17 protein-coding genes and 1 tRNA gene are annotated in these 18,323 nt (G+C 62.9%); 13 read left to right on the forward strand and 5 right to left on the reverse strand.

Features of this window, described 5'->3' with window-relative positions:
* Nucleotides 1-85 precede the first annotated feature (85 nt).
* Nucleotides 86-748 carry an alpha/beta hydrolase gene (locus DVH29_RS07200; RefSeq protein WP_114645495.1) on the reverse strand — a complete coding sequence of 221 codons (663 nt, stop codon included), beginning with the start codon at nt 746-748 and terminating at the stop codon, nt 86-88.
* Nucleotides 749-998: 250 nt separating this feature from the next.
* On the opposite strand from DVH29_RS07200, the gene DVH29_RS07205 reads away from it, so the two are divergent.
* From DVH29_RS07205 to sufA, 9 genes are all read left to right on the forward strand, one after another.
* A complete protein-coding gene (locus DVH29_RS07205; protein WP_158541596.1) occupies nt 999-2,141 on the forward strand; it encodes a cysteine desulfurase family protein in 1,143 nt (380 codons plus the stop codon).
* A gap of 16 nt (nt 2,142-2,157) precedes the next feature.
* Nucleotides 2,158-3,690, forward strand: a complete 1,533-nt coding sequence (sufB, locus tag DVH29_RS07210; RefSeq protein WP_114645497.1) for a Fe-S cluster assembly protein SufB — start codon at nt 2,158-2,160, stop codon at nt 3,688-3,690.
* Nucleotides 3,691-3,751: 61 nt separating this feature from the next.
* Nucleotides 3,752-4,267: a cupin domain-containing protein gene (locus DVH29_RS07215; protein WP_114645498.1), complete on the forward strand. Its 516-nt coding sequence runs from the start codon at nt 3,752-3,754 to the stop codon at nt 4,265-4,267.
* Entirely contained in the window at nt 4,264-4,782 is a 519-nt protein-coding gene (locus DVH29_RS07220) for a cupin domain-containing protein (RefSeq protein WP_114645499.1), read from the forward strand. The genes DVH29_RS07215 and DVH29_RS07220 overlap by 4 nt, the downstream gene beginning before the upstream one ends.
* Complete coding sequence (sufC, locus tag DVH29_RS07225; RefSeq protein WP_114645500.1) at nt 4,779-5,543, forward strand: Fe-S cluster assembly ATPase SufC; 765 nt, start codon at nt 4,779-4,781, stop codon at nt 5,541-5,543. The genes DVH29_RS07220 and sufC overlap by 4 nt, the downstream gene beginning before the upstream one ends.
* 12 nt (nt 5,544-5,555) lie before the next feature.
* Entirely contained in the window at nt 5,556-6,767 is a 1,212-nt protein-coding gene (gene sufD, locus DVH29_RS07230; RefSeq protein WP_114645501.1) for a Fe-S cluster assembly protein SufD, read from the forward strand.
* Complete coding sequence (locus DVH29_RS07235) at nt 6,767-7,984, forward strand: cysteine desulfurase (protein ID WP_114645502.1); 1,218 nt, start codon at nt 6,767-6,769, stop codon at nt 7,982-7,984. Before sufD ends, DVH29_RS07235 begins: the two co-directional genes overlap by 1 nt.
* Nucleotides 7,985-7,996: 12 nt before the next feature.
* Complete coding sequence (locus DVH29_RS07240; protein WP_114645503.1) at nt 7,997-8,362, forward strand: SUF system Fe-S cluster assembly protein; 366 nt, start codon at nt 7,997-7,999, stop codon at nt 8,360-8,362.
* A 4-nt stretch (nt 8,363-8,366) separates the two neighbouring features.
* A complete protein-coding gene (sufA, locus tag DVH29_RS07245) occupies nt 8,367-8,753 on the forward strand; it encodes a Fe-S cluster assembly scaffold SufA (protein ID WP_114645504.1) in 387 nt (128 codons plus the stop codon).
* A 27-nt stretch (nt 8,754-8,780) separates the two neighbouring features.
* Here the strand turns inward: sufA and DVH29_RS07250 are convergent, their stop codons facing one another.
* Nucleotides 8,781-10,178: a DEAD/DEAH box helicase gene (locus DVH29_RS07250; RefSeq protein ID WP_439331616.1), complete on the reverse strand. Its 1,398-nt coding sequence runs from the start codon at nt 10,176-10,178 to the stop codon at nt 8,781-8,783.
* 243 nt (nt 10,179-10,421) lie between these two features.
* Nucleotides 10,422-12,431: a DNA topoisomerase IV subunit B gene (gene parE, locus DVH29_RS07255; RefSeq protein ID WP_114645505.1), complete on the reverse strand. Its 2,010-nt coding sequence runs from the start codon at nt 12,429-12,431 to the stop codon at nt 10,422-10,424.
* Nucleotides 12,432-12,944: 513 nt separating this feature from the next.
* Between parE and DVH29_RS07260 the strand changes: the two genes are divergently transcribed.
* Nucleotides 12,945-13,838, forward strand: coding sequence for a sulfotransferase domain-containing protein (locus DVH29_RS07260; RefSeq protein WP_158541597.1), 894 nt, complete (start codon nt 12,945-12,947; stop codon nt 13,836-13,838).
* A 65-nt stretch (nt 13,839-13,903) separates the two neighbouring features.
* On the opposite strand, the gene glnA is transcribed toward DVH29_RS07260, so the two are convergent.
* Both glnA and DVH29_RS07270 read right to left on the reverse strand, forming a co-directional pair.
* Nucleotides 13,904-15,313 carry a type I glutamate--ammonia ligase gene (glnA, locus tag DVH29_RS07265; protein ID WP_114645507.1) on the reverse strand — a complete coding sequence of 470 codons (1,410 nt, stop codon included), beginning with the start codon at nt 15,311-15,313 and terminating at the stop codon, nt 13,904-13,906.
* A gap of 55 nt (nt 15,314-15,368) precedes the next feature.
* Complete coding sequence (locus DVH29_RS07270; RefSeq protein ID WP_014130680.1) at nt 15,369-15,707, reverse strand: P-II family nitrogen regulator; 339 nt, start codon at nt 15,705-15,707, stop codon at nt 15,369-15,371.
* Nucleotides 15,708-16,095: 388 nt separating this feature from the next.
* Between DVH29_RS07270 and DVH29_RS07275 the strand changes: the two genes are divergently transcribed.
* The 3 genes from DVH29_RS07275 (at nt 16,096) to tig (ending at nt 18,250) form a co-directional block, all read left to right on the forward strand.
* Nucleotides 16,096-16,180: transfer RNA gene (locus DVH29_RS07275), tRNA-Leu, on the forward strand.
* A 22-nt stretch (nt 16,181-16,202) separates the two neighbouring features.
* Nucleotides 16,203-16,604, forward strand: a complete 402-nt coding sequence (locus DVH29_RS07280) for a hypothetical protein (RefSeq protein WP_147276029.1) — start codon at nt 16,203-16,205, stop codon at nt 16,602-16,604.
* 257 nt (nt 16,605-16,861) lie between these two features.
* Nucleotides 16,862-18,250 (forward strand): trigger factor, encoded by a 1,389-nt coding sequence (gene tig / locus DVH29_RS07285; protein WP_114645588.1) that lies wholly within the window; start codon nt 16,862-16,864, stop codon nt 18,248-18,250.
* The last annotated feature ends 73 nt before the right edge of the window (nt 18,251-18,323 follow it).

The following is an 18,323-nucleotide window of genomic DNA, read 5'->3' on the forward strand; positions in this document are numbered from 1 at the left end:
ATCATCCCGTTGTGCAGGCGCCCTTGACGCCCAGGATGAGCTTCGCCGGAGGCTGGCTCGACCGCCTCCGGATCGATCGCAAGGGTTAACGTCCGCCGCCGGCGGCGATCTCGGCCCGGCGACGGTCGAGATATTCGCCGCAGGCCTCGATCAATTCGTCCACCTTGTTCTCATAGAAATGGTTGGCACCCTCGACGATCTGCTGCTCGATGGTGATGCCCTTCTGGGTCTTGAGCTTGTCCACGAGCTTCTGCACCGATTCAGGGGGCGCCACGCGATCGCGGTCGCCGTGAATGATGAGGCCCGAGGAGGGGCAGGGGGCGAGGAAGGAGAAATCGTAGAGGTTTTCCGGAGGGGAAACCGAAATGAAGCCCTCGACTTCCGGCCGGCGCATCAGGAGCTGCATGCCGATCCAGGCGCCGAACGAAAAGCCCGCGATCCAGCAGCCCTTGCTCTCGCGGTTGAGCGCCTGCAGCCAGTCGAGCGCGGCGGCGGCGTCCGAAAGCTCGCCAATGCCATGGTCGAACACGCCCTGGGACCGTCCGACCCCGCGCGAGTTGAAGCGGAGCACGGCGAAGCCGCGCTGCACGAACATGTAAAAGAGATTGTAGACGATCTGATTGTTCATCGTCCCGCCGAACTGGGGATGAGGATGCAGAACGATCGCCACCGGAGCGTTGGGTTCCTTGCCGGGCTGGTAGCGTCCCTCGATCCGCCCTTCGGGACCATTGAAAATCACTTCAGGCATCGACACAGACCTTTACACTTGAAATCGCGCAACGCATGGGTGCCATGCAAGCGGGGAGCCCGGCTTGACGAATGGTCCGGGTGTCCATAAAACTGACCAATAAACCAGTTTAGAATAATTCCAAACGGGTTTGCCGGGTTCTGGCCCGGCTTGTGAGCGCTCCTTTTACTTAAGGAGCGAGTCGGATTTCAAGGATTGTTTGCTTCGGCAGGGCCCCGCCTGGGTCTTGCCAATGCGAGTTGACGGATCGATGACGGTTTACCTCGATCATAACGCTTCGGCGCCGCTTCTCCCGCAAGCGCGGGATGCGATCCTGCACGCGCTGGATCTGGTTGGCAACCCGTCTTCGGTGCATGGCCAGGGCCGGGCGCTGCGCGCCGTGATCGATGGCGCCCGCGAACAGGTGGCGGCCCTGGCCGGGGCCGAAGCCAGGCAGGTGGTGTTTACCGGTTCGGCGACCGAGGCGATCACCCAGGCGATCGTCGGCGGGGTCAAGGCCTTCGGCATCGACCGCGTGCTGGTGTGCGCCACCGACCACGCCGCGACCCTCAAGGCGGCGGACGCCAGCGGGGTTCCCGTGCAGGTGATCGGGGTCGATGCGCAGGGAACGATCGATCTGGACGTCCTGCGGCAGCAGATCGACAGGGCCGGCGAGGCCGGCGAAAAGCTGCTGGTGGCCGTCTCCTGGGTCAACAATGAGACGGGGCTGGTGCAGCCGCGCGCGCGGATCGAGGCGATGGTGGGGCCGACGCCTCATATTCTCGTCATCGATGCGGTGCAGGCTTTCGGCAAGCGCAGTCTGGACTTTGCCGCTTCGGCTACCGATATGATGGCGGTGTCCGCCCACAAGATCGGTGGCCCGGCCGGAATCGGCGCGCTGCTGGTCAAGGGGCACGCCGATGTCGTGCGGCTCGTGCCCGGTGGCGGGCAGGAGCAGGGCCGGCGGGGCGGCACCGAATCGGCGGCCCTGATTGCAGGCTTCGGCGCGGCATGCGCCGAGATCGGCAGGGCGCTGGATTTCAAGGGTGCATGCGCGCTGGCCAGCGATTTCGAAACGCGACTGCGGGCGCTGGCTCCCGATGTGGTGGTTTTCTCCCAGGGTGCGGAACGGATCGGCACGGTGGTCAATTTCGCGGTTCCGGGGATCAGGAACACTGTCGCGATGATGAGCCTCGACCTGGCGGGGATCGCGGTTTCGTCGGGTTCGGCGTGCTCCTCGGGCAAGGTGGGACGCTCTCACGTGCTTGCCGCGATGGGCGTCGCGCCCGACTTAAGTGAATGCGGCCTTCGGGTCAGCCTGGGCTGGAGTTCCACCGCCCGGGATATCGATGCCTTTTTCGAGGCCTATGAAACGGTGCTGAGTCGCCACCGCCGCAAAGGCGCGGCTGCTTAGAGTTTTGGAGACGACCATGTCAGATTATGCCGACATCCCGACGCTGAAGGAAAATATCGACCGCGCAACGGTCGACAAGGTACGGGCGCTCGACGTCGATAAGTACAAATACGGCTTCGAGACGGTGATCGAAACCGAAAAGGCGCCCAAGGGCCTGGACGAGGATACCGTCCGGTTCATCTCAGCCAAGAAGAACGAGCCGGAATGGATGCTCGAATGGCGGCTGGAAGCCTTCCGGCGCTGGCAGACGCTGCAGGAGCCTACCTGGGCGCGCGTCTCCTATCCTGCCATCGATTTCCAGGACCAGCATTATTATGCCGCGCCCAAGAACGTCACCGGCCCCAAGTCGCTCGACGAGGTCGATCCCGAACTGCTGCGCACCTATGAGAAGCTGGGCATTCCCCTCTCGGAACAGAAGATCCTGGCCGGCGTCCAGGACGAGGACAGCGCAACGGGAACCCCGTTCAGCGGCAATGTCGCCGTCGATGCCGTGTTCGACTCGGTCTCGGTCGTCACGACCTTCCGCGAGGAATTGGCCAAGTACGGCATCATCTTCTGCTCGATTTCCGAAGCGGTGCGTGAGCATCCCGAACTGGTGAAGAAGTATCTGGGCACCGTGGTTCCGGTGACCGATAACTTCTACGCCACGCTCAATTCGGCGGTCTTCACCGACGGTTCGTTCGTCTATATTCCCAAGGGCGTGCGTTGCCCGATGGAGCTCTCCACCTATTTCCGCATCAATGAGCGCAATACCGGCCAGTTCGAGCGCACGCTGATCATCGCCGAGGAAGGCTCCTATGTGAGCTATCTCGAGGGCTGCACGGCGCCCATGCGCGACGAGCACCAGCTCCACGCCGCCGTGGTGGAACTGATCGCGCTCGACGACGCCGAGATCAAGTATTCGACGGTGCAGAACTGGTATCCGGGCGACAAGGACGGCAAGGGCGGCATCTACAATTTCGTCACCAAGCGTGGCGATTGCCGCGGCAAGAATTCCAAGATCTCCTGGACCCAGGTCGAGACCGGCTCGGCGATCACCTGGAAATATCCGAGCTGCATCCTGCGCGGCGACGGCTCGCGTGGCGAGTTCTATTCGATTGCCATTTCCAACGGCAAGCAGCAGGTCGATTCCGGCACCAAGATGATCCATCTGGGCAAGAACACGTCCTCGCGGATCATCGCCAAGGGCATCGCCGCCGGCCGGTCCGACAACACCTATCGCGGCCAGGTCTCGGCGCACCGCCGGGCCACCAATGCGCGCAATTTCACCCAGTGCGACAGCCTGCTGATCGGCGACCGCTGCGGCGCGCACACCATCCCCTATATCGAGAGCCGCAATTCCTCGGCGGTGTTCGAGCACGAGGCGACCACCTCGAAGATTTCCGACGACCAGATGTTCTACTGCCTGCAGCGCGGATTGTCGGACGAAGAAGCCGTGGCGCTGATCGTCAACGGTTTCGTGCGGGACGTGCTGCAGCACCTGCCCATGGAATTCATGGTCGAGACGCAGAAGCTCATCAACATTTCGCTCGAAGGCAGCGTCGGCTGATGAATTTCCCGCTGCGTTCCATCGTCAACAACGCCGAGAATCTCGGGCACGGAGAAGAGGAATGACCGACATTTCCTACACTCCCGTCGCCCGGATTTCCGAACTCGCGCTGGAGCCGTCCAGCGAGGGCGGGATGGCGTCGATGGATGCAGCGATCGGCACCCTGTTGCAGCTCACGCGATTGGGCTGCGTCTATACCGAGGTGGCACCGGGCGAGACCGCCTGTCCCTATCACGTGCACCATGCCGAGGACGAAGTGCTGGTCATTCTGGCCGGCGAAGGTGAATACCGGTTCGGCGGACGCCTGCATGCGGTGCGGGCGGGGGACGTGCTGGGGGCGCCGCTGGGCGGGCCGGACTATGCGCACCAACTGTTCAATACCGGGCCGGAGACGCTGAAATATCTCGTGGTGTCCTCCAAGGCCGATCTCGACGTCCTGGAATTTCCCGACAGCGGCAAGTTCCTCGTCTCGAGCCGGCTGATCCCCGGGACGGCCAGGTCGCGCTTCTTCTTCAAGGGTCGCACGGCCGACATGGCCGATGATTACGACGGGGAAGTCACGGAGCGCCGCCCATGACGCAAGCGCACTACAATCCCGTTCTACGGCTGTCGGACGCCGCGCTCGACCGCAATGCCGATCGCGGCTGGTTCGAATCCTACGACGCCTATGTCGGCAACATCCTCCAGCTCACCCGGCTGGGGTGCTCTTATACCGAGGTTGCCCCGGGCAAGACCGCCTGCCCGCACCATGTGCACCACGGCGAGGACGAAATGCTGGTGATCCTCTCGGGCGAGGGCGACTACCGGTTCGGGGACAAGACATACAAGGTGCGGGGCGGCGACGTGCTCGGCGCACCGGTGGGCGGCCCCGCCTATGCCCACCAATTGATCAATACGGGGACGGAAACGCTGAAATATCTGGTGTTTTCGTCCAAGGCGGACATCGACGTCTGCGAATATCCCGATAGCGGGAAGTTCATGGTGTCGAGCCGTCCGGTCCAAGGCACAGCGCGGCACCGCCTGCGCTATATCGGAAGAGAAGAAACGAGCCTCGATTATCTCGACGGCGAAAATATTGGAGACGAGACATGAGCACTCCGTTGCTTGAGATCAAGAACCTGCACGTTCGCGTCGAGGACAATGAAATCCTCAAGGGCGTGAACCTGACGCTCAATCGCGGTGAAGTGCACGCCATCATGGGACGCAACGGCTCTGGCAAGTCGACCCTGTCCTACGTGCTGGCCGGCAAGGAAGACTATGAAGTGACCGAAGGACAGGTGCTGTTCAACGGCGAGGACCTGCTGGAGATGGGCCCCGACGAGCGCGCCGCGGCCGGGCTGTTCCTTGCCTTCCAGTATCCCATCGAAATCCCCGGCGTCGCCACCATGACCTTCCTCAAGGCGGCGATGAATGCCCAGCGCAAGGCGCGCGGCGAAGCGGAATTGACGACGCCCGAGTTCATGAAGGCCGTCAAGGACGCGTCCAACCTGCTTGAGATCAAGCAGGAATTCCTGCGGCGTCCGCTCAATGTCGGGTTCTCCGGTGGCGAGAAGAAGCGCGCCGAAATCCTGCAGATGGCGCTGCTCGAGCCGCAGCTCTGCATCCTCGACGAGACCGATTCCGGCCTCGATATCGATGCGCTCAAGGTGGTGTCCGAGGGCGTCAACAAGCTGCGCTCGGCGGATCGCTCCATGCTGGTCATCACGCACTACCAGCGCCTGCTCAACTATATCGTGCCCGACGTGGTGCACGTGTTCTCGGCCGGCCGGGTGGTGGAAACCGGCGACAAATCCCTGGCGCTGGAACTGGAAGCCAAGGGCTATGCCGATTTCGACGAGACCCACGCGGCATAAGGACGGTTATCCATGCATGTTGAAACTCCTGTACGGCTGAGCGCGGCCGAGGAAAGCCTCGTCGCCCAGCTCGAAAACGCCGGAGCCCGGGACGCCGCAGAGCGGTTGCGGGTGGCCGGGCTGCCGACCCGCCGGGTCGAGAGCTATCACTATACCGACCTCAAGACGCTGCTGAGCGCCGTGCCGCCGCTGGCGGCGCCGGCCAATGACGTCAGCGCCCCGGCCATCGATATTGCCGGCGCCTACCGCATCGTGATCGCCAATGGCGTGGTCCAGCCGGCGGGAACGGCCCCGGCGGGCATCATCGTGGGCAAGGCCACCGGTTCGGTGTTGACGACGCGCGACGATGTGCTGGTGCGTCTCAACGCGGCACTGGTCAAGGAATCGCTCAATCTCGAACTGTCCGGCTCGGTCGATCCGGTGATCCATGTGGACCGGCGCATGGAAGGCCCCGGTGCCCATGTGCAGTCGGGCGCCAAGATCAATATCGGATCCGGCACGACCGCCACGATCATCGAGACGATTTCGGGCAGCGATGCGGCCCATATCGGCAATGCCGGCAGCTATGTGTCCGTGGGCGCCGGCGCCGAGGTAACCCATATCGTGGTCGATCTCTCGGCGCGCCAGGCGGTCAATTTCGCCACGCTCGAATATCGGCTCGCGGCTGACGCCAGGCTGAAATCGATCGTCGTCAATGCCGGCGCGCATCTGGCGCGGGTCAATGTGTTCGCCGATTTCGTGGGCGAGGGCGCCCATGGCGATTTCCTCGGCCTCAACGTCGTGGATACGGAGGAGCACCGCGACATCACCCTCGACGTGACGCACGGGGTGCCCCACACGACCTCGGCCGAGCTCTACAAGCAGATCGCGCGCGGGCGCGGCAAGGCCGTGTTCCAGGGCAAGATCAATGTCGCCCAGGACGCGCAGAAGACCGACGCCAAGATGATGACCCAGGGTCTGATGCTGTCGGACGAGGCGGAAATTCTCGCCAAGCCGGAGCTTGAGATCTTTGCCGACGACGTGGTGTGCGGCCACGGTGCGACCTGCGGCGATCTCGACGAGAGCTCGCTGTTCTACCTCATGAGCCGCGGCATTCCGTGCGCGGAAGCCGAGACGCTGCTGATCCGGGCCTTCCTCGAGGAGATCACCGAGGCCGTGGAGAACGAATATGTGGCCGAGGCCCTGTCCGGGGTCGTCGAGCGCTGGCTGCAGAAAGGCGCCTGATGGCATTCGATCTCGCCACGGTCCGCGCCGACTTTCCGATCCTCAGTGAGGACATCCACGGTCAGCGGCTGGTCTATCTCGATTCCGGTGCCTCGGCGCAAAAGCCGGTGCAGGTGCTGGACCGGATGGACCACGCCTATCGGCATGAATATGCCAATGTGCATCGCGGCCTGCATACGCTCGCCAACCGGGCGACGGCGGCCTATGAAGGCGCGCGCGAGAAGGTCAGGGCCTTTCTGAACGCCCGGCGGGTCGAGGAAATCATCTTCACCCGTTCGGCGACCGAGGCGATGAATCTGGTCGCCGCTGCCTTTGGCGGGCCGCGCATCGGGGAGGGGGACGAGATCGTCATCTCCCTCGCCGAGCATCACTCCAATATCGTGCCCTGGCATTTTCACCGCGAGCGCAAGGGCGCCGTCATCAAATGGGTGGACGTCCAGCCGGACGGCACCTTCGATCTCGATGCCTTTGCCGCGGCGCTTTCCGACCGCACCCGCATGGTGGCGATCACGCATATGTCCAACGTGCTGGGGACGATCAATCCGGCCCGGGAGATCGTCGAGATCGCCCATGCGCGTGGCATCCCCGTTCTCCTCGACGGGAGCCAGGCAGCGGTTCATACCAGGGTCGACGTGCAGGAGATCGGCGCCGATTTCTACGTCTTTACCGGCCACAAGCTCTATGGGCCCACCGGCATCGGCGTGCTGTACGGCAAGCATGATCTGCTGGCGGAGATGCAGCCCTATATGGGCGGCGGCGAGATGATCGAGGAGGTGACCGAGGACATGGTCACCTATAACGAGCCCCCGCACCGCTTCGAGGCGGGAACGCCGCCCATCGTGCAGGCCATCGGGCTCGGCGCGGCGATCGACTATGTCGAGGGCCTTGGGCGCGGCGCGATCGAAGCCCATGAGCGCGAGGTCGCGGCCTATGCGCTCGAGCGCCTGTCGGCCATCAATTCCCTGCGGCTGATCGGCGATGCGGCGGGCAAGGGGGGCATCTTCTCGTTCACCCTCGAAAACGCCCATGCCCACGATGTGGCGACCATCCTGGACCGCTACGGAGTTGCGGTGCGGGCCGGGACCCATTGCGCCATGCCGCTGCTCAACAGATTTGGCGCGAGCTCTACATGTCGGGCTTCGTTTGCCCTATATAGTGGCAAGGACGATGTGGACGTGCTGGTCGAGGCGATCGAAAAGGCGCGCTCATTCTTTTGAAACGGGACTGTCATGACTGATACCGCAACCAATGGCTTTGTCGAGAGCGGCAGCGCATTGCCGCCCGAAGAGGTCGAACGCATCACCGCCGACCTGATCGCCGCGTTCAAGACGGTCTACGACCCGGAAATCCCGGTCGATATCTACGAGCTCGGCCTGATCTACAAGGTCGATCTTGATGATGACCGCAACCTCAAGATCGACATGACGCTGACCGCGCCCGGTTGCCCGGTGGCCGGCGAAATGCCCGGCTGGGTGGAAAATGCCGCCCGCTCGGTGGAAGGCATCCAGGACGTGGACGTCAATATGGTGTTCGATCCCCCCTGGGGACCGGATCGGATGAGCGAGGAAGCGCAGGTTGCGCTCAACTGGTGGTGACGGAATGGCTTTCGCGATCATGCAACTGACCGACGCTGCGGCGGAACGGATCAGGGAGATCATCGAAGACAGCGACAAGCCGGTGTCCGGCGTGCGCGTCGGCGTCAAGAACGCCGGCTGCGCCGGCATGGCCTATACGCTCGACTATGTCAGCGAGCCCGTGCCGGGCGACGACCATGTGCGCGACAAGGGCGTCGATGTCTGGGTCGAGCCCAAGGCGACCCTGTTCCTTCTGGGGACGGTCATGGATTTCGAGGAAACCAAGATGTCCTCGGGCTTCACCTTCAACAATCCCAATCAGGAAGGCGCCTGCGGGTGCGGCGAGAGCGTGCAGCTCAAGCCCGCCGATCTCGCCGAACTGGCGCGCGCGCGGTCGGAAGCGACCGCCTGAGCGCTCCCGCCGGGCCCGGTCTGGACTTCAGGCCCGCTTGACGGCCGAGCGCAGCAGGAAGGCGGGGATATGCCCCTCGCTCTCAAAGCTCGCCGGACCATCGTCATGGCTCGAATGGCGGCGTTCCTGACGGGGCTGGCTGGGCTTTCTCTCCTGGCGGGGCGCTTTGGGCGCCGCTGCTTGGGGAGCCGCCGCCTGCTGGGGAGCGGCCTCCGGCTCTGACGGCTTTTCGCGCCTTGGCCTGCGGTTCCCGCCGCGATTGCTTTCCGCCTTTTCAGCGCTCTGCGCCGGGGCGGTCTCGGATTTCAGCCACTCGATATCGCGCTGGATCAGCTTGGTGATGGCGTCGACATATTTGTCCTCGCCCGAACTCACCAGGGTGACGGCGACGCCCGAACGGCCGGCGCGGCCGGTGCGCCCGATGCGGTGGACATAGTCCTCGGCATGGGTGGGTATGTCGAAATTGAACACATGGCTCACCGCCGGAATATCGAGGCCGCGCGCCGCCACGTCCGAAGCGACGAGGATCGGAAGGTCGCCGGCGCGGAAACGGTCGAGGGTGTCCATGCGGCTCTTTTGGTCCATGTCCCCATGCAGGGCACCGGCGGAAAAGCCGTGGCGTTCGAGCGAGCGCGCCACGGTCGCCACGTCGCGCTTGCGATTGCAGAACACGATGGCGTTCCTCAGCTCGCTGGCGGCGCGAATCTGGTCGCGCAGGGCGGCCCGCTTCTCGGCCGGTGTCCTGCCGACCCGCAGGAGACCCTGGGTGATGGTCTCGGCGGTCGAATTCTGCCGGGCGACCTCCACTTTCACGGGATCGCGCAGGAAGCGCTTGGTGAGCTTCTGGATTTCCGGCGGCATGGTGGCGGAAAAGAACAGCGTCTGGCGCCGCGACGGCAACAGGCCGCAAATCCGCTCGATATCGGGAATGAAGCCCATGTCGAGCATGCGGTCGGCCTCGTCGATGACGAGGATGTCGACGCCGGTGAGCAGCAGGCGTCCGCGCTCGAAATGGTCGAGCAGGCGCCCGGGCGTGGCGATCAGCACGTCGGCGCCGCGATCGAGCTTCTTGTTCTGGTCCTCGAAGGACACGCCGCCGATCAGCAATGCGACGGTCAGCCGGTGATTTTTGCCGTATTTCTCGAAATTCTCATGCACCTGCGCCGCGAGTTCGCGGGTGGGCTCGAGAATGAGCGTGCGCGGCATGCGCGCGCGGGCCCGGCCCTTTTCCAGCAGCGTCAGCATCGGCAGCACGAAGGAGGCCGTCTTGCCGGTGCCGGTCTGGGCGATGCCGATCAGGTCCTTTTTCTGAAGGACTTCGGGGATGGCCTGGGCCTGGATTTCGGTAGGTGTCGTATAGCCAGCCGCGGCGACCGCATCGGTTACCTTGTCGCCCAAGCCGAGCTGGGAAAATTCAATCGTCAAATTAGATGTCCATCATCTTTGGTCAGAGAGTTCTGGTGCAGGTGACAGATCGCGATGATCGAGGTCTGTCGAAACGCCAATCGATATTCGGTACGCGACTAGTCCAAACACTGTTAGGGCCGGTTGGTCGGTGATCGATATCCGGCAAAGGGTGGCCTCTGACGAGCGGGACCATAAACCACTCAAGGTTCGAGTCAATCTCGATTTGGCCGTAAAGATTAATGGGCCCGCCAAATAGAGGGTTCAAACGTCCACATCGGTGACGAAGGCTGCTTTTTCGGAGATGAACTCGAAACGCGCCTCAGGTTTGTTGCCCATCAGCCGGTCGACGGTGTCGGACGTCGCGCCCCGGTCACTGGCCACGCGCACCTGCAGCAATGTCCTGGATTTGGGGTTCATGGTGGTTTCTTTCAAGTGGGCATGGGGCATTTCCCCCAGGCCCTTGAAGCGGGTGATCTCCACCTTGCCGCGGCCAGTGAATTCCTCCTCGAGCAGCCTGATCCGGTGCGCGTCGTCCATGGCGTAGGCGGTCTTGGCGCCCTGGGAGATGCGGTAGAGCGGGGGCAGGGCGAGATAAAGATGCCCGCCCTCGATCAATTGCGGCAGTTCCTGGAAGAAGAAGGTCATCAGCAGCGAGGCGATATGGGCCCCGTCGACGTCCGCGTCGGTCATGATGATGATCTTGTCATAGCGTAGATCGTCCTCGCGATACCTGTCGCGGGTGCCGCAGCCCAGGGCCTGCACGAGATCGGCGATCTGCTGGTTGGCGGCGAGCTTGTCGCGGCTGGCCCCGGCCACGTTGAGCACCTTGCCGCGCAAGGGGAGGACGGCCTGGCTCGCGCGGTCGCGGGCCTGCTTGGCGCTGCCGCCGGCGCTGTCGCCTTCGACGATGAACAGTTCGGCGCCCTGGGCGGCCCCCTGGCTGCAATCGGCGAGCTTGCCGGGTAGGCGCAGCTTGCGGGTCGCCGACTTGCGGTCGATCTCTTTTTCCTTGCGGCGACGCACGCGCTCTTCCGCGCGCTCGATCGTCCAGTCCAGCAGCTTGTTGGCCTGGTTGGGCGCCGCGGTCAGCCAATGGTCGAAGGCGTCGCGGATGGCAGTATCGACGATGCGCGTGGCTTCGCCGGACGCCAGCTTGTCCTTGGTCTGGCCGACGAATTCGGGCTCGCGGATGAAGACCGAAAGCATGGCGCCGCAATAGCTCAGCACGTCCTCGGAGGTGATCACCGAGGCCCGCTTGTTGCCGACCAGGTCGGCATAGTTCTTGAGGCCGCGCAGAAGCGCGGTGCGCAGCCCGGCCTCATGGGTGCCGCCATCCGGCGTGGGCACGGTGTTGCAATAAGAGGAGGTGAAGCTGTCGCCCAGATACCAGGAGATCGCCCATTCGACCGAGCCGCGCCCCCCGGGGCGTCCGGTCTTGCCCGCGAACACCTCGTCTACGACGCGGGTCTTGCCCTCGATGCGGCGCTCGATGAAGTCCTTGAGCCCGCCGGGGAAATGGAAGACGGCCTTGGCCGGGACCGCGTCACCGGCCAGTTCCTCGTCGCAGGACCAGCGCAACTCGACCCCGCCGAACAGATAGGCCTTGGCCCGCGTCATGCGGAAAATCCGGTCCGGGGTGAACTTGGCCGTGCCAAAGATCTGCGGATCGGGATGGAACCGCACCGTCGTGCCGCGCCGGTTGTTGACGCGGCCGACAGTTTCCAGCGCGGACGCCGATTTTCCGCGCGAATAGGATTGCCGGTAAAGCGTCTGTTCGAGGGCCACCTCGACGATCAGGTCGTCGGAGAGGGCGTTGACCACCGACACGCCCACCCCATGCAGGCCCCCCGAGGTCTCATAGGCTTTGGAATCGAACTTTCCGCCCGCATGCAGCGTCGTCATGATCACTTCGAGCGCCGAAAGATGCGGCCGCTTGGGATGGCTGTCGACGGGGATGCCGCGGCCATTGTCGGCCACCGAGACATAGCCGTCGGCGCCCAGATGCACCTCGATGCGCGTGGCATGCCCGCCGATCGCCTCGTCCATCGCATTGTCGATGACCTCGGCAAAGAGGTGATGCAGCGCATTGATGTCCGTGCCGCCGATATACATGCCGGGGCGGCGGCGAACGGGCTCGAGGCCTTCCAGCACTTCGATATCGGCCGCCGAATACGACCCTGTCGGCTGTACGGTCTCGCGCACCGGCTCCGGCCGCGCGGGCCGTGCCACAGAGGGGGAGGTGTCGCCGAAGAGATCGCTATCGTCTGTCATATGACCTTGAATTTTTTTCCGACGCGAATCAGAAAGCCGTCCGCGCCGATCATAGAATGTCCGTATGCCGCGAAACACCACAGAACCCAAGGTTTTTCAATAGTTCCGGGCGGGCACCCCGGCGCGGCGGCGGCGAATGCGATCCCGATATGGAACAGTTGCGGCGGGATGGAGCGGGGTGGGGTTTACCTTCGGTTTGCCACTCGTCAGCACTTTCTTAAACGCCATGGGATAGTGGTTTGTGCATACGGTTCATGTGTTTGGAGTTGCCGTATGCGCGAGATACCGGACGTTTCGGCTGCGTATTGCCGGGCTGGATCTTCTCGCGACCCGTTCAGGTGGGTGCAAGCCGGATTGAAGAGTTCTGCGTACCGGCTTGCCCACCTTTCGCTCCCGAAACCCCTGATGGTTTCCCTGCTCTCCGCCCTGTTTTTCGTCATCTAACTCTTTTCGGGCGGTTGCGCGGGCTGGCGCCGGGCGATAACTAGAGCGCTCCAAGCCGGAGTTCTCAGCGTGTCCGACCCGCAGCAAAAACCCATTCGCCCGCTCTATTTCGTTGCCTCCTATCCGCGCTCGGGCAGCCAGTGGGTCCGGGCCGGCGTTTTCCTGATGGTGGCGCTGAGCCAGCCCAATCCGCCCAAGCAGATCGATATGCGCAATATCGACAACATCATCCCGCTCGATTCCATGGGACGCTACTATGCCGAGGTGACCGGCAAGGACGCCAAGGCGCTCGATGAGGAAGAGATCGCGGCGGCGCGCCCCCAGGTGCATGAATATCTGGCGCGCAATCCCAAGGGCTTTCCGGTGGTGCGGACCCACGCGGTGCGCGGGACGTTTTACGGCCATCCCACGTTCAACACCAAGGTTTCGGCCGGCGGCACCTATATCGTGCGGTCCCCGCTCGACGTGGCGGCGGCGCTGGTCGAGGCGACGGGACTGCCGCCCATGCGGATCATTGAGGCGATGATGACGGTGGACCGGCGCGTCAAGGCCGGGCCGGCCTTCGTGTCCGAGCCGCAGGGCTCGTGGAGCCAGAATGTGGCGAGTTGGACGGCGCAGCGCCAACCGCAGGTGCATGTGATCAGGTTCGAGGAACTGCGCGACGATCCAGCCGGCCAGTTCAAGGGGCTGGCGGCCCATATGCGCATTCCGGCCGGCGACAAGGCCATCGCCACGGCGGCCGGCCTGCTCGCCGAAACCCACAAGAAGCAGGCGCGCACGACGACGCCGCGCGACTATCGCGCCACGCTGCAGCCCGTCCATGCGCGGGCGATCATCGAGGCCCATGGGGTGCAGATGGACGCGCATGGCTATCTCACCAAGCGGGTGCTGGATTATGCCAATATCGATCGCGAGGCGGCGCTGACCCTGGCGCAACGCTATGCGCCGAGGCTGACGAGCTGATCCGGCCGGAGACGTGAAAAAGGGGTCGCCGAGGCGACCCCTTTTCGTATGGGATGGAGCCGGTCTCAGGCCGAATAATACATTTCGTATTCGACCGGGTGCGGCGTGTGCTCGAAGCGGATCACTTCCTCCATCTTGACCGCGATATAGGCGTCGATGAAATCGTCGTCCATCACGCCGCCGGCCTTGAGGAAGTCGCGGTCCTTGTCGAGGCTGTCGAGCGCTTCGCGCAGCGAGGCGGCCACGGTCGGGATGTTCTTGAGCTCTTCCTTGGGCAGTTCATAGAGATCCTTGTCCATGGGCTCGCCCGGATGGATCTTGTTCTTGATCCCGTCGAGACCGGCCATCAGCAAGGCGGAAAAGGCGAGATAGGGATTGGCCAGCGGATCGGGGAAGCGGACTTCCACCCGCTTGGACTTGGGGCTCTGGCCGAACGGAATGCGGCATGAGGCCGAGCGATTGCGGGCCGAATAGGCCAGCAGCACCGGCGCCTCGAACCCGGGAACCAGGCGCTTGTAGGAATTGGTGGTCGGGTTGGTGAAGGCGTTGACGGCCTTGGCGTGCTTGATGACGCCGCCGATGTAATAGAGGCATTCCATCGAGAGCCCGGCATATTCGTCGCCGGCGAAGAGCGGCTTGCCGTCCTTCCAGATCGACTGGTGCACATGCATGCCCGATCCGTTGTCGCCATAGACCGGCTTGGGCATGAAGGTCGCCGTCTTGCCATAGGACTGGGCGACCTGCTGCACGCCGTATTTGTAGAGCAGCACATGGTCGGCGGCGGTGATCATCGGCGCGAACTTGATGCCGAGTTCGTGCTGGGCCGACGCCACCTCGTGGTGGTGCTTTTCCACGACGACGCCCATCGCGGCCAGCGCTTCGAGCATTTCACCCCGGATATCCTGGGCGCTGTCGATCGGCGGGACCGGAAAATACCCCTTCTTGAGCGGGATATGATGGCCGCTATTGCCGCCTTCATATTCGGAGTCCGAATTGGTGCCCAGTTCGGACGCATCGACCTGGAAGCCGACCTTGTAGGTCGAGGTCGAATAGCGGACGTCGTCGAACAGGAAGAATTCGGGTTCGGGACCGAAGCCCACGGAATCGCCAGCGCCACAGGTGCCGACATAGGCCTCGGCCTTCTTGGCGATGGAGCGCGGGTCGCGGTTATAGGGCTGGTAGTCGGCCGGTTCGAGAATGTCGCAATTGACGCACAGGGTCGGGGCCGAGAAGAACGGATCGATATAGGCCGAGGCGGTATCGGGCATCAGCACCATGTCGGATTCGTTGATGGCCTTCCAGCCGGCGATCGAGGAGCCGTCGAACATGACGCCTTCCTCGAACATGTCCAGATCGACGACCGATGCGTCCATGGTGACGTGCTGCAGCTTGCCGCGCATGTCGGTGAAGCGCAGGTCCACATACCTGATGCCCTCGTCCTTGATCCGCTTTATCAGGTCTTCCGATGAATTCATTTCTGGGGGTCCATATAATGGTGTTGGGATTTTTGACGGCGTCCGGAAACGGGCTCTAGAGAGCCTCGTCCCCGCTTTCGCCGGTGCGGATGCGAATGGCCTGCTCGACCGTGGAGACGAAAATCTTGCCATCCCCGATGCGGCCGGTCTGGGCGGCGTTGCGAATGGCTTCGATCGCCTTGTCGGCCAACTGGTCGGGCACGACCACCTCGACTTTGACCTTGGGAAGGAAATCCACCACATATTCGGCGCCGCGATAGAGTTCGGTGTGCCCCTTCTGGCGGCCGAATCCCTTGGCTTCGGTCACCGTAATGCCTTGCAAGCCGACCTCCTGCAGGGCCTCCTTGACCTCATCGAGCTTGAACGGTTTGACGATGGCTTCGATCTTCTTCATCTCCATGTCTCCTCATGGTTGGGACTGGCTGCGCATTGGAAAGCACGGCGCGTGCCACTTGAGGGAAAAATAGAAATATGAATATATTTCATATGGTTGGAGCGTAGAGATCATGGCGTCGCCGGGAGGGGCATCGGAGTGGATGTCTAAAATTTAGGCATGGCGGTCAATATTGCGCCGCGCGCCTGCGCCCGCAACTACGCTTTGACTGGCGGGCCGGTTTGAGCTAGGGAGCACGCGTTCCGCGCAAGCGGGAAATTGAATATCTAGTGCTGAAAGATGTAACGAAAGCGGTGACAAATTGTGGCAAAGCCACCGTCACCGTGACAATCGGGAACTAGAACGGTAGAATTGAAATTGGTAGGATAATCAGTATCTTACCTGGTATGCGGGTGTGGCGGAACTGGTAGACGCACTGGATTTAGGTTCCAGCGCCGCAAGGCGTGGAGGTTCGACTCCTCTCACCCGCACCATTTTGTCAGCGATGCAGGATTCATGACCGCTTCAGGATCGGCCGAACCCCTTGCCACATTGCCCGCGGCCATATTGCGGCCCTTGCCGAAGGACTATCAGTTCGCCGTCTGGCGCTGGATTCTGTTGCCGGCGGTGACCTATATGATCAGGCGCAATGGGGGCACCTGGGCCAGCGGCACGATCCATCTCTTTGCCCAGGAGCTTCGCTTCACCTTTTCGGGGCGCAATGGGGGAACGGTGTCGGTCCCGATCGACCAGCATCTCACGATTTGCCTGCGTAAGGCGATGGCCTCGGAGCGCCTGATCCTCGAACGCGACGGCACCACCTATACCTTCATGGTCGTGCGCCCGACCGCCTTTGTCGAGACGCTGGGCGGCATTGCCGACAAAGAAGGTGCGGGGTTCGTGGAGGGGCGGGCCTGAGGCGCCGGAGCGCCTGTGGCCGCAACCGCCGCGCTGCCGGGCAATTCGGGGTTGTTTAGGACCTGCAAATGCCTTAGGAAGTGCCGCCAAAGCGGCGCGACCGGTATCTTTCGAGGATGTCACGCAGGACCGCAAACCGGACCAGCTGATTCGATGGCGGTCGACGGGGCAGGGTGCCAGACGCACTCCACCCCTTCGGGCCAGAGTTCCGCGCCGGATTCCAGACATGTTTTATGAAAGACGGGATCGACAAGCAAATGAACGTGACTGAAACTCTGAACGAAGGGCTGCGTCGCAAGCTCGATGTGACCATTCCGGCGACGGTGCTCGCATCCAGGCTCGACGAAAAGCTCGACGAGGTTCGGGGCAAGGTGCAGCTCAAGGGCTTCCGCCCGGGCAAAGTGCCGACCAGCCATCTCAAGAAGGTCTATGGCCGGTCGCTGATGAGCGAAGTTCTTCAGGACTCGATCAACGACACCGTCTCCAAGACCCTCGAGGACCGCTCCGAGAAGGCTGCGACCCAGCCTGAGATCGATCTGTCCGAGGATCAGGCGGTGATCAACCGCGTGCTGGACGGCGAAGGCGACCTGCAGTTCTCCGTTTCCTATGAGATCCTGCCGCCGGTTGACCTGATGGACTTCAAGACCATCAAGCTCGAAAAGCCCGTGGTTGAAGTCTCCGACGCCCAGGTCGAGGAAGAAGTCGAGAAGTTCTTCAAGCAGAACCGCGGCTATGAGGACAAGGGCGACGGCGGCAAGGTCGAGGACGGCGATCGGGTCGGCCTCTCCTTCGTCGGCAAGATCGACGGCGAGCCCTTCGAGGGCGGTTCGGCCGACCACACCCACCTCGTCGTGGGATCGGGCCAGTTCATTCCCGGTTTCGAGGAACAGCTCGTCGGCATCGAGAAGGGCGGCGAAGAGACCATCAAGGTCACCTTCCCCGAGGACTACCAGAACGCCGAACTGGCCGGCAAGGAAGCCGAGTTCGACGTCAAGATGCTGCATGTGGACGGCCCCAAGAAGGATGTCGAGCTCAATGACGAGTTCGCCAAGACCCTGGGTCTCGAAGACCTCGCGGCCCTCAAGAAGGCGATCCGCGACCAGATCGAAGCCCAGAACAAGGACCTGTCCCAGCAGCGCCTCAAGCGCCTGGTGCTCGATGCGCTGGATGAAGGCCACAAGTTCGACGTGCCCGAAAAGCTGGTCACCGCCGAGTTCGATGCTATCTGGAATCGCGTCAAGCACGAGGTCGAGCACCACGGCAAGACCTTCGAATCCGAAGGCACGACCGAGGAAAAGGCCCGGGAGGACTATCAGAAGATCGCCGAGCGCCGCGTGCGCCTGGGGCTCGTCGTTGCCGAGATCGGCAACAAGAACGAGATCAATGTCAGCGACGAAGAGCATCAGCAGGCGCTGATCGCCGAAGTGCGCCGCTTCCCGGGGCAGGAGCAGCAGGTCTACGACTTCTACCGCAAGAACCCCAACGCTCTTGCCGGCCTGCGCGCGCCGATCTTCGAAAACAAGGTCATCGACTATGTCGTCGAACTCGCCGATGTGGCCGAGAAGCCCATCAGCCGCGAGGACCTGGTCAAGCTCGTTCGCGAAGGCGAGGACAGCTTCGATATCGACAACGATCACGAGCACTGATCACGGCCACGTTATCGACACAGACCTGATTATTTGAATGGGTCCCGCAACGTTGCGGGACCCTTTTTGTTTT

Origin of the sequence: Pelagibacterium lacus (assembly GCF_003345525.1) — a bacterium.
Lineage (GTDB): Bacteria > Pseudomonadota > Alphaproteobacteria > Rhizobiales > Devosiaceae > Pelagibacterium > Pelagibacterium lacus.

Excerpts from the sequence above, each read along its gene's own strand:
- DVH29_RS07200 (WP_114645495.1), bottom strand. The coding sequence starts at position 748 with ATGCCTGAAGTGATTTTCAATGGTCCCGAAGGGCGGATCGAGGGACGC.
- DVH29_RS07205 (WP_158541596.1), top strand. The coding sequence starts at position 999 with ATGACGGTTTACCTCGATCATAACGCTTCGGCGCCGCTTCTCCCGCAA.
- sufB (WP_114645497.1), top strand. The coding sequence starts at position 2,158 with ATGTCAGATTATGCCGACATCCCGACGCTGAAGGAAAATATCGACCGC.
- DVH29_RS07215 (WP_114645498.1), top strand. The coding sequence starts at position 3,752 with ATGACCGACATTTCCTACACTCCCGTCGCCCGGATTTCCGAACTCGCG.
- DVH29_RS07220 (WP_114645499.1), top strand. The coding sequence starts at position 4,264 with ATGACGCAAGCGCACTACAATCCCGTTCTACGGCTGTCGGACGCCGCG.
- sufC (WP_114645500.1), top strand. The coding sequence starts at position 4,779 with ATGAGCACTCCGTTGCTTGAGATCAAGAACCTGCACGTTCGCGTCGAG.
- sufD (WP_114645501.1), top strand. The coding sequence starts at position 5,556 with ATGCATGTTGAAACTCCTGTACGGCTGAGCGCGGCCGAGGAAAGCCTC.
- DVH29_RS07235 (WP_114645502.1), top strand. The coding sequence starts at position 6,767 with ATGGCATTCGATCTCGCCACGGTCCGCGCCGACTTTCCGATCCTCAGT.
- DVH29_RS07240 (WP_114645503.1), top strand. The coding sequence starts at position 7,997 with ATGACTGATACCGCAACCAATGGCTTTGTCGAGAGCGGCAGCGCATTG.
- sufA (WP_114645504.1), top strand. The coding sequence starts at position 8,367 with ATGGCTTTCGCGATCATGCAACTGACCGACGCTGCGGCGGAACGGATC.
- parE (WP_114645505.1), bottom strand. The coding sequence starts at position 12,431 with ATGACAGACGATAGCGATCTCTTCGGCGACACCTCCCCCTCTGTGGCA.
- glnA (WP_114645507.1), bottom strand. The coding sequence starts at position 15,313 with ATGAATTCATCGGAAGACCTGATAAAGCGGATCAAGGACGAGGGCATC.
- DVH29_RS07270 (WP_014130680.1), bottom strand. The coding sequence starts at position 15,707 with ATGAAGAAGATCGAAGCCATCGTCAAACCGTTCAAGCTCGATGAGGTC.
- DVH29_RS07280 (WP_147276029.1), top strand. The coding sequence starts at position 16,203 with ATGACCGCTTCAGGATCGGCCGAACCCCTTGCCACATTGCCCGCGGCC.
- tig (WP_114645588.1), top strand. The coding sequence starts at position 16,862 with ATGAACGTGACTGAAACTCTGAACGAAGGGCTGCGTCGCAAGCTCGAT.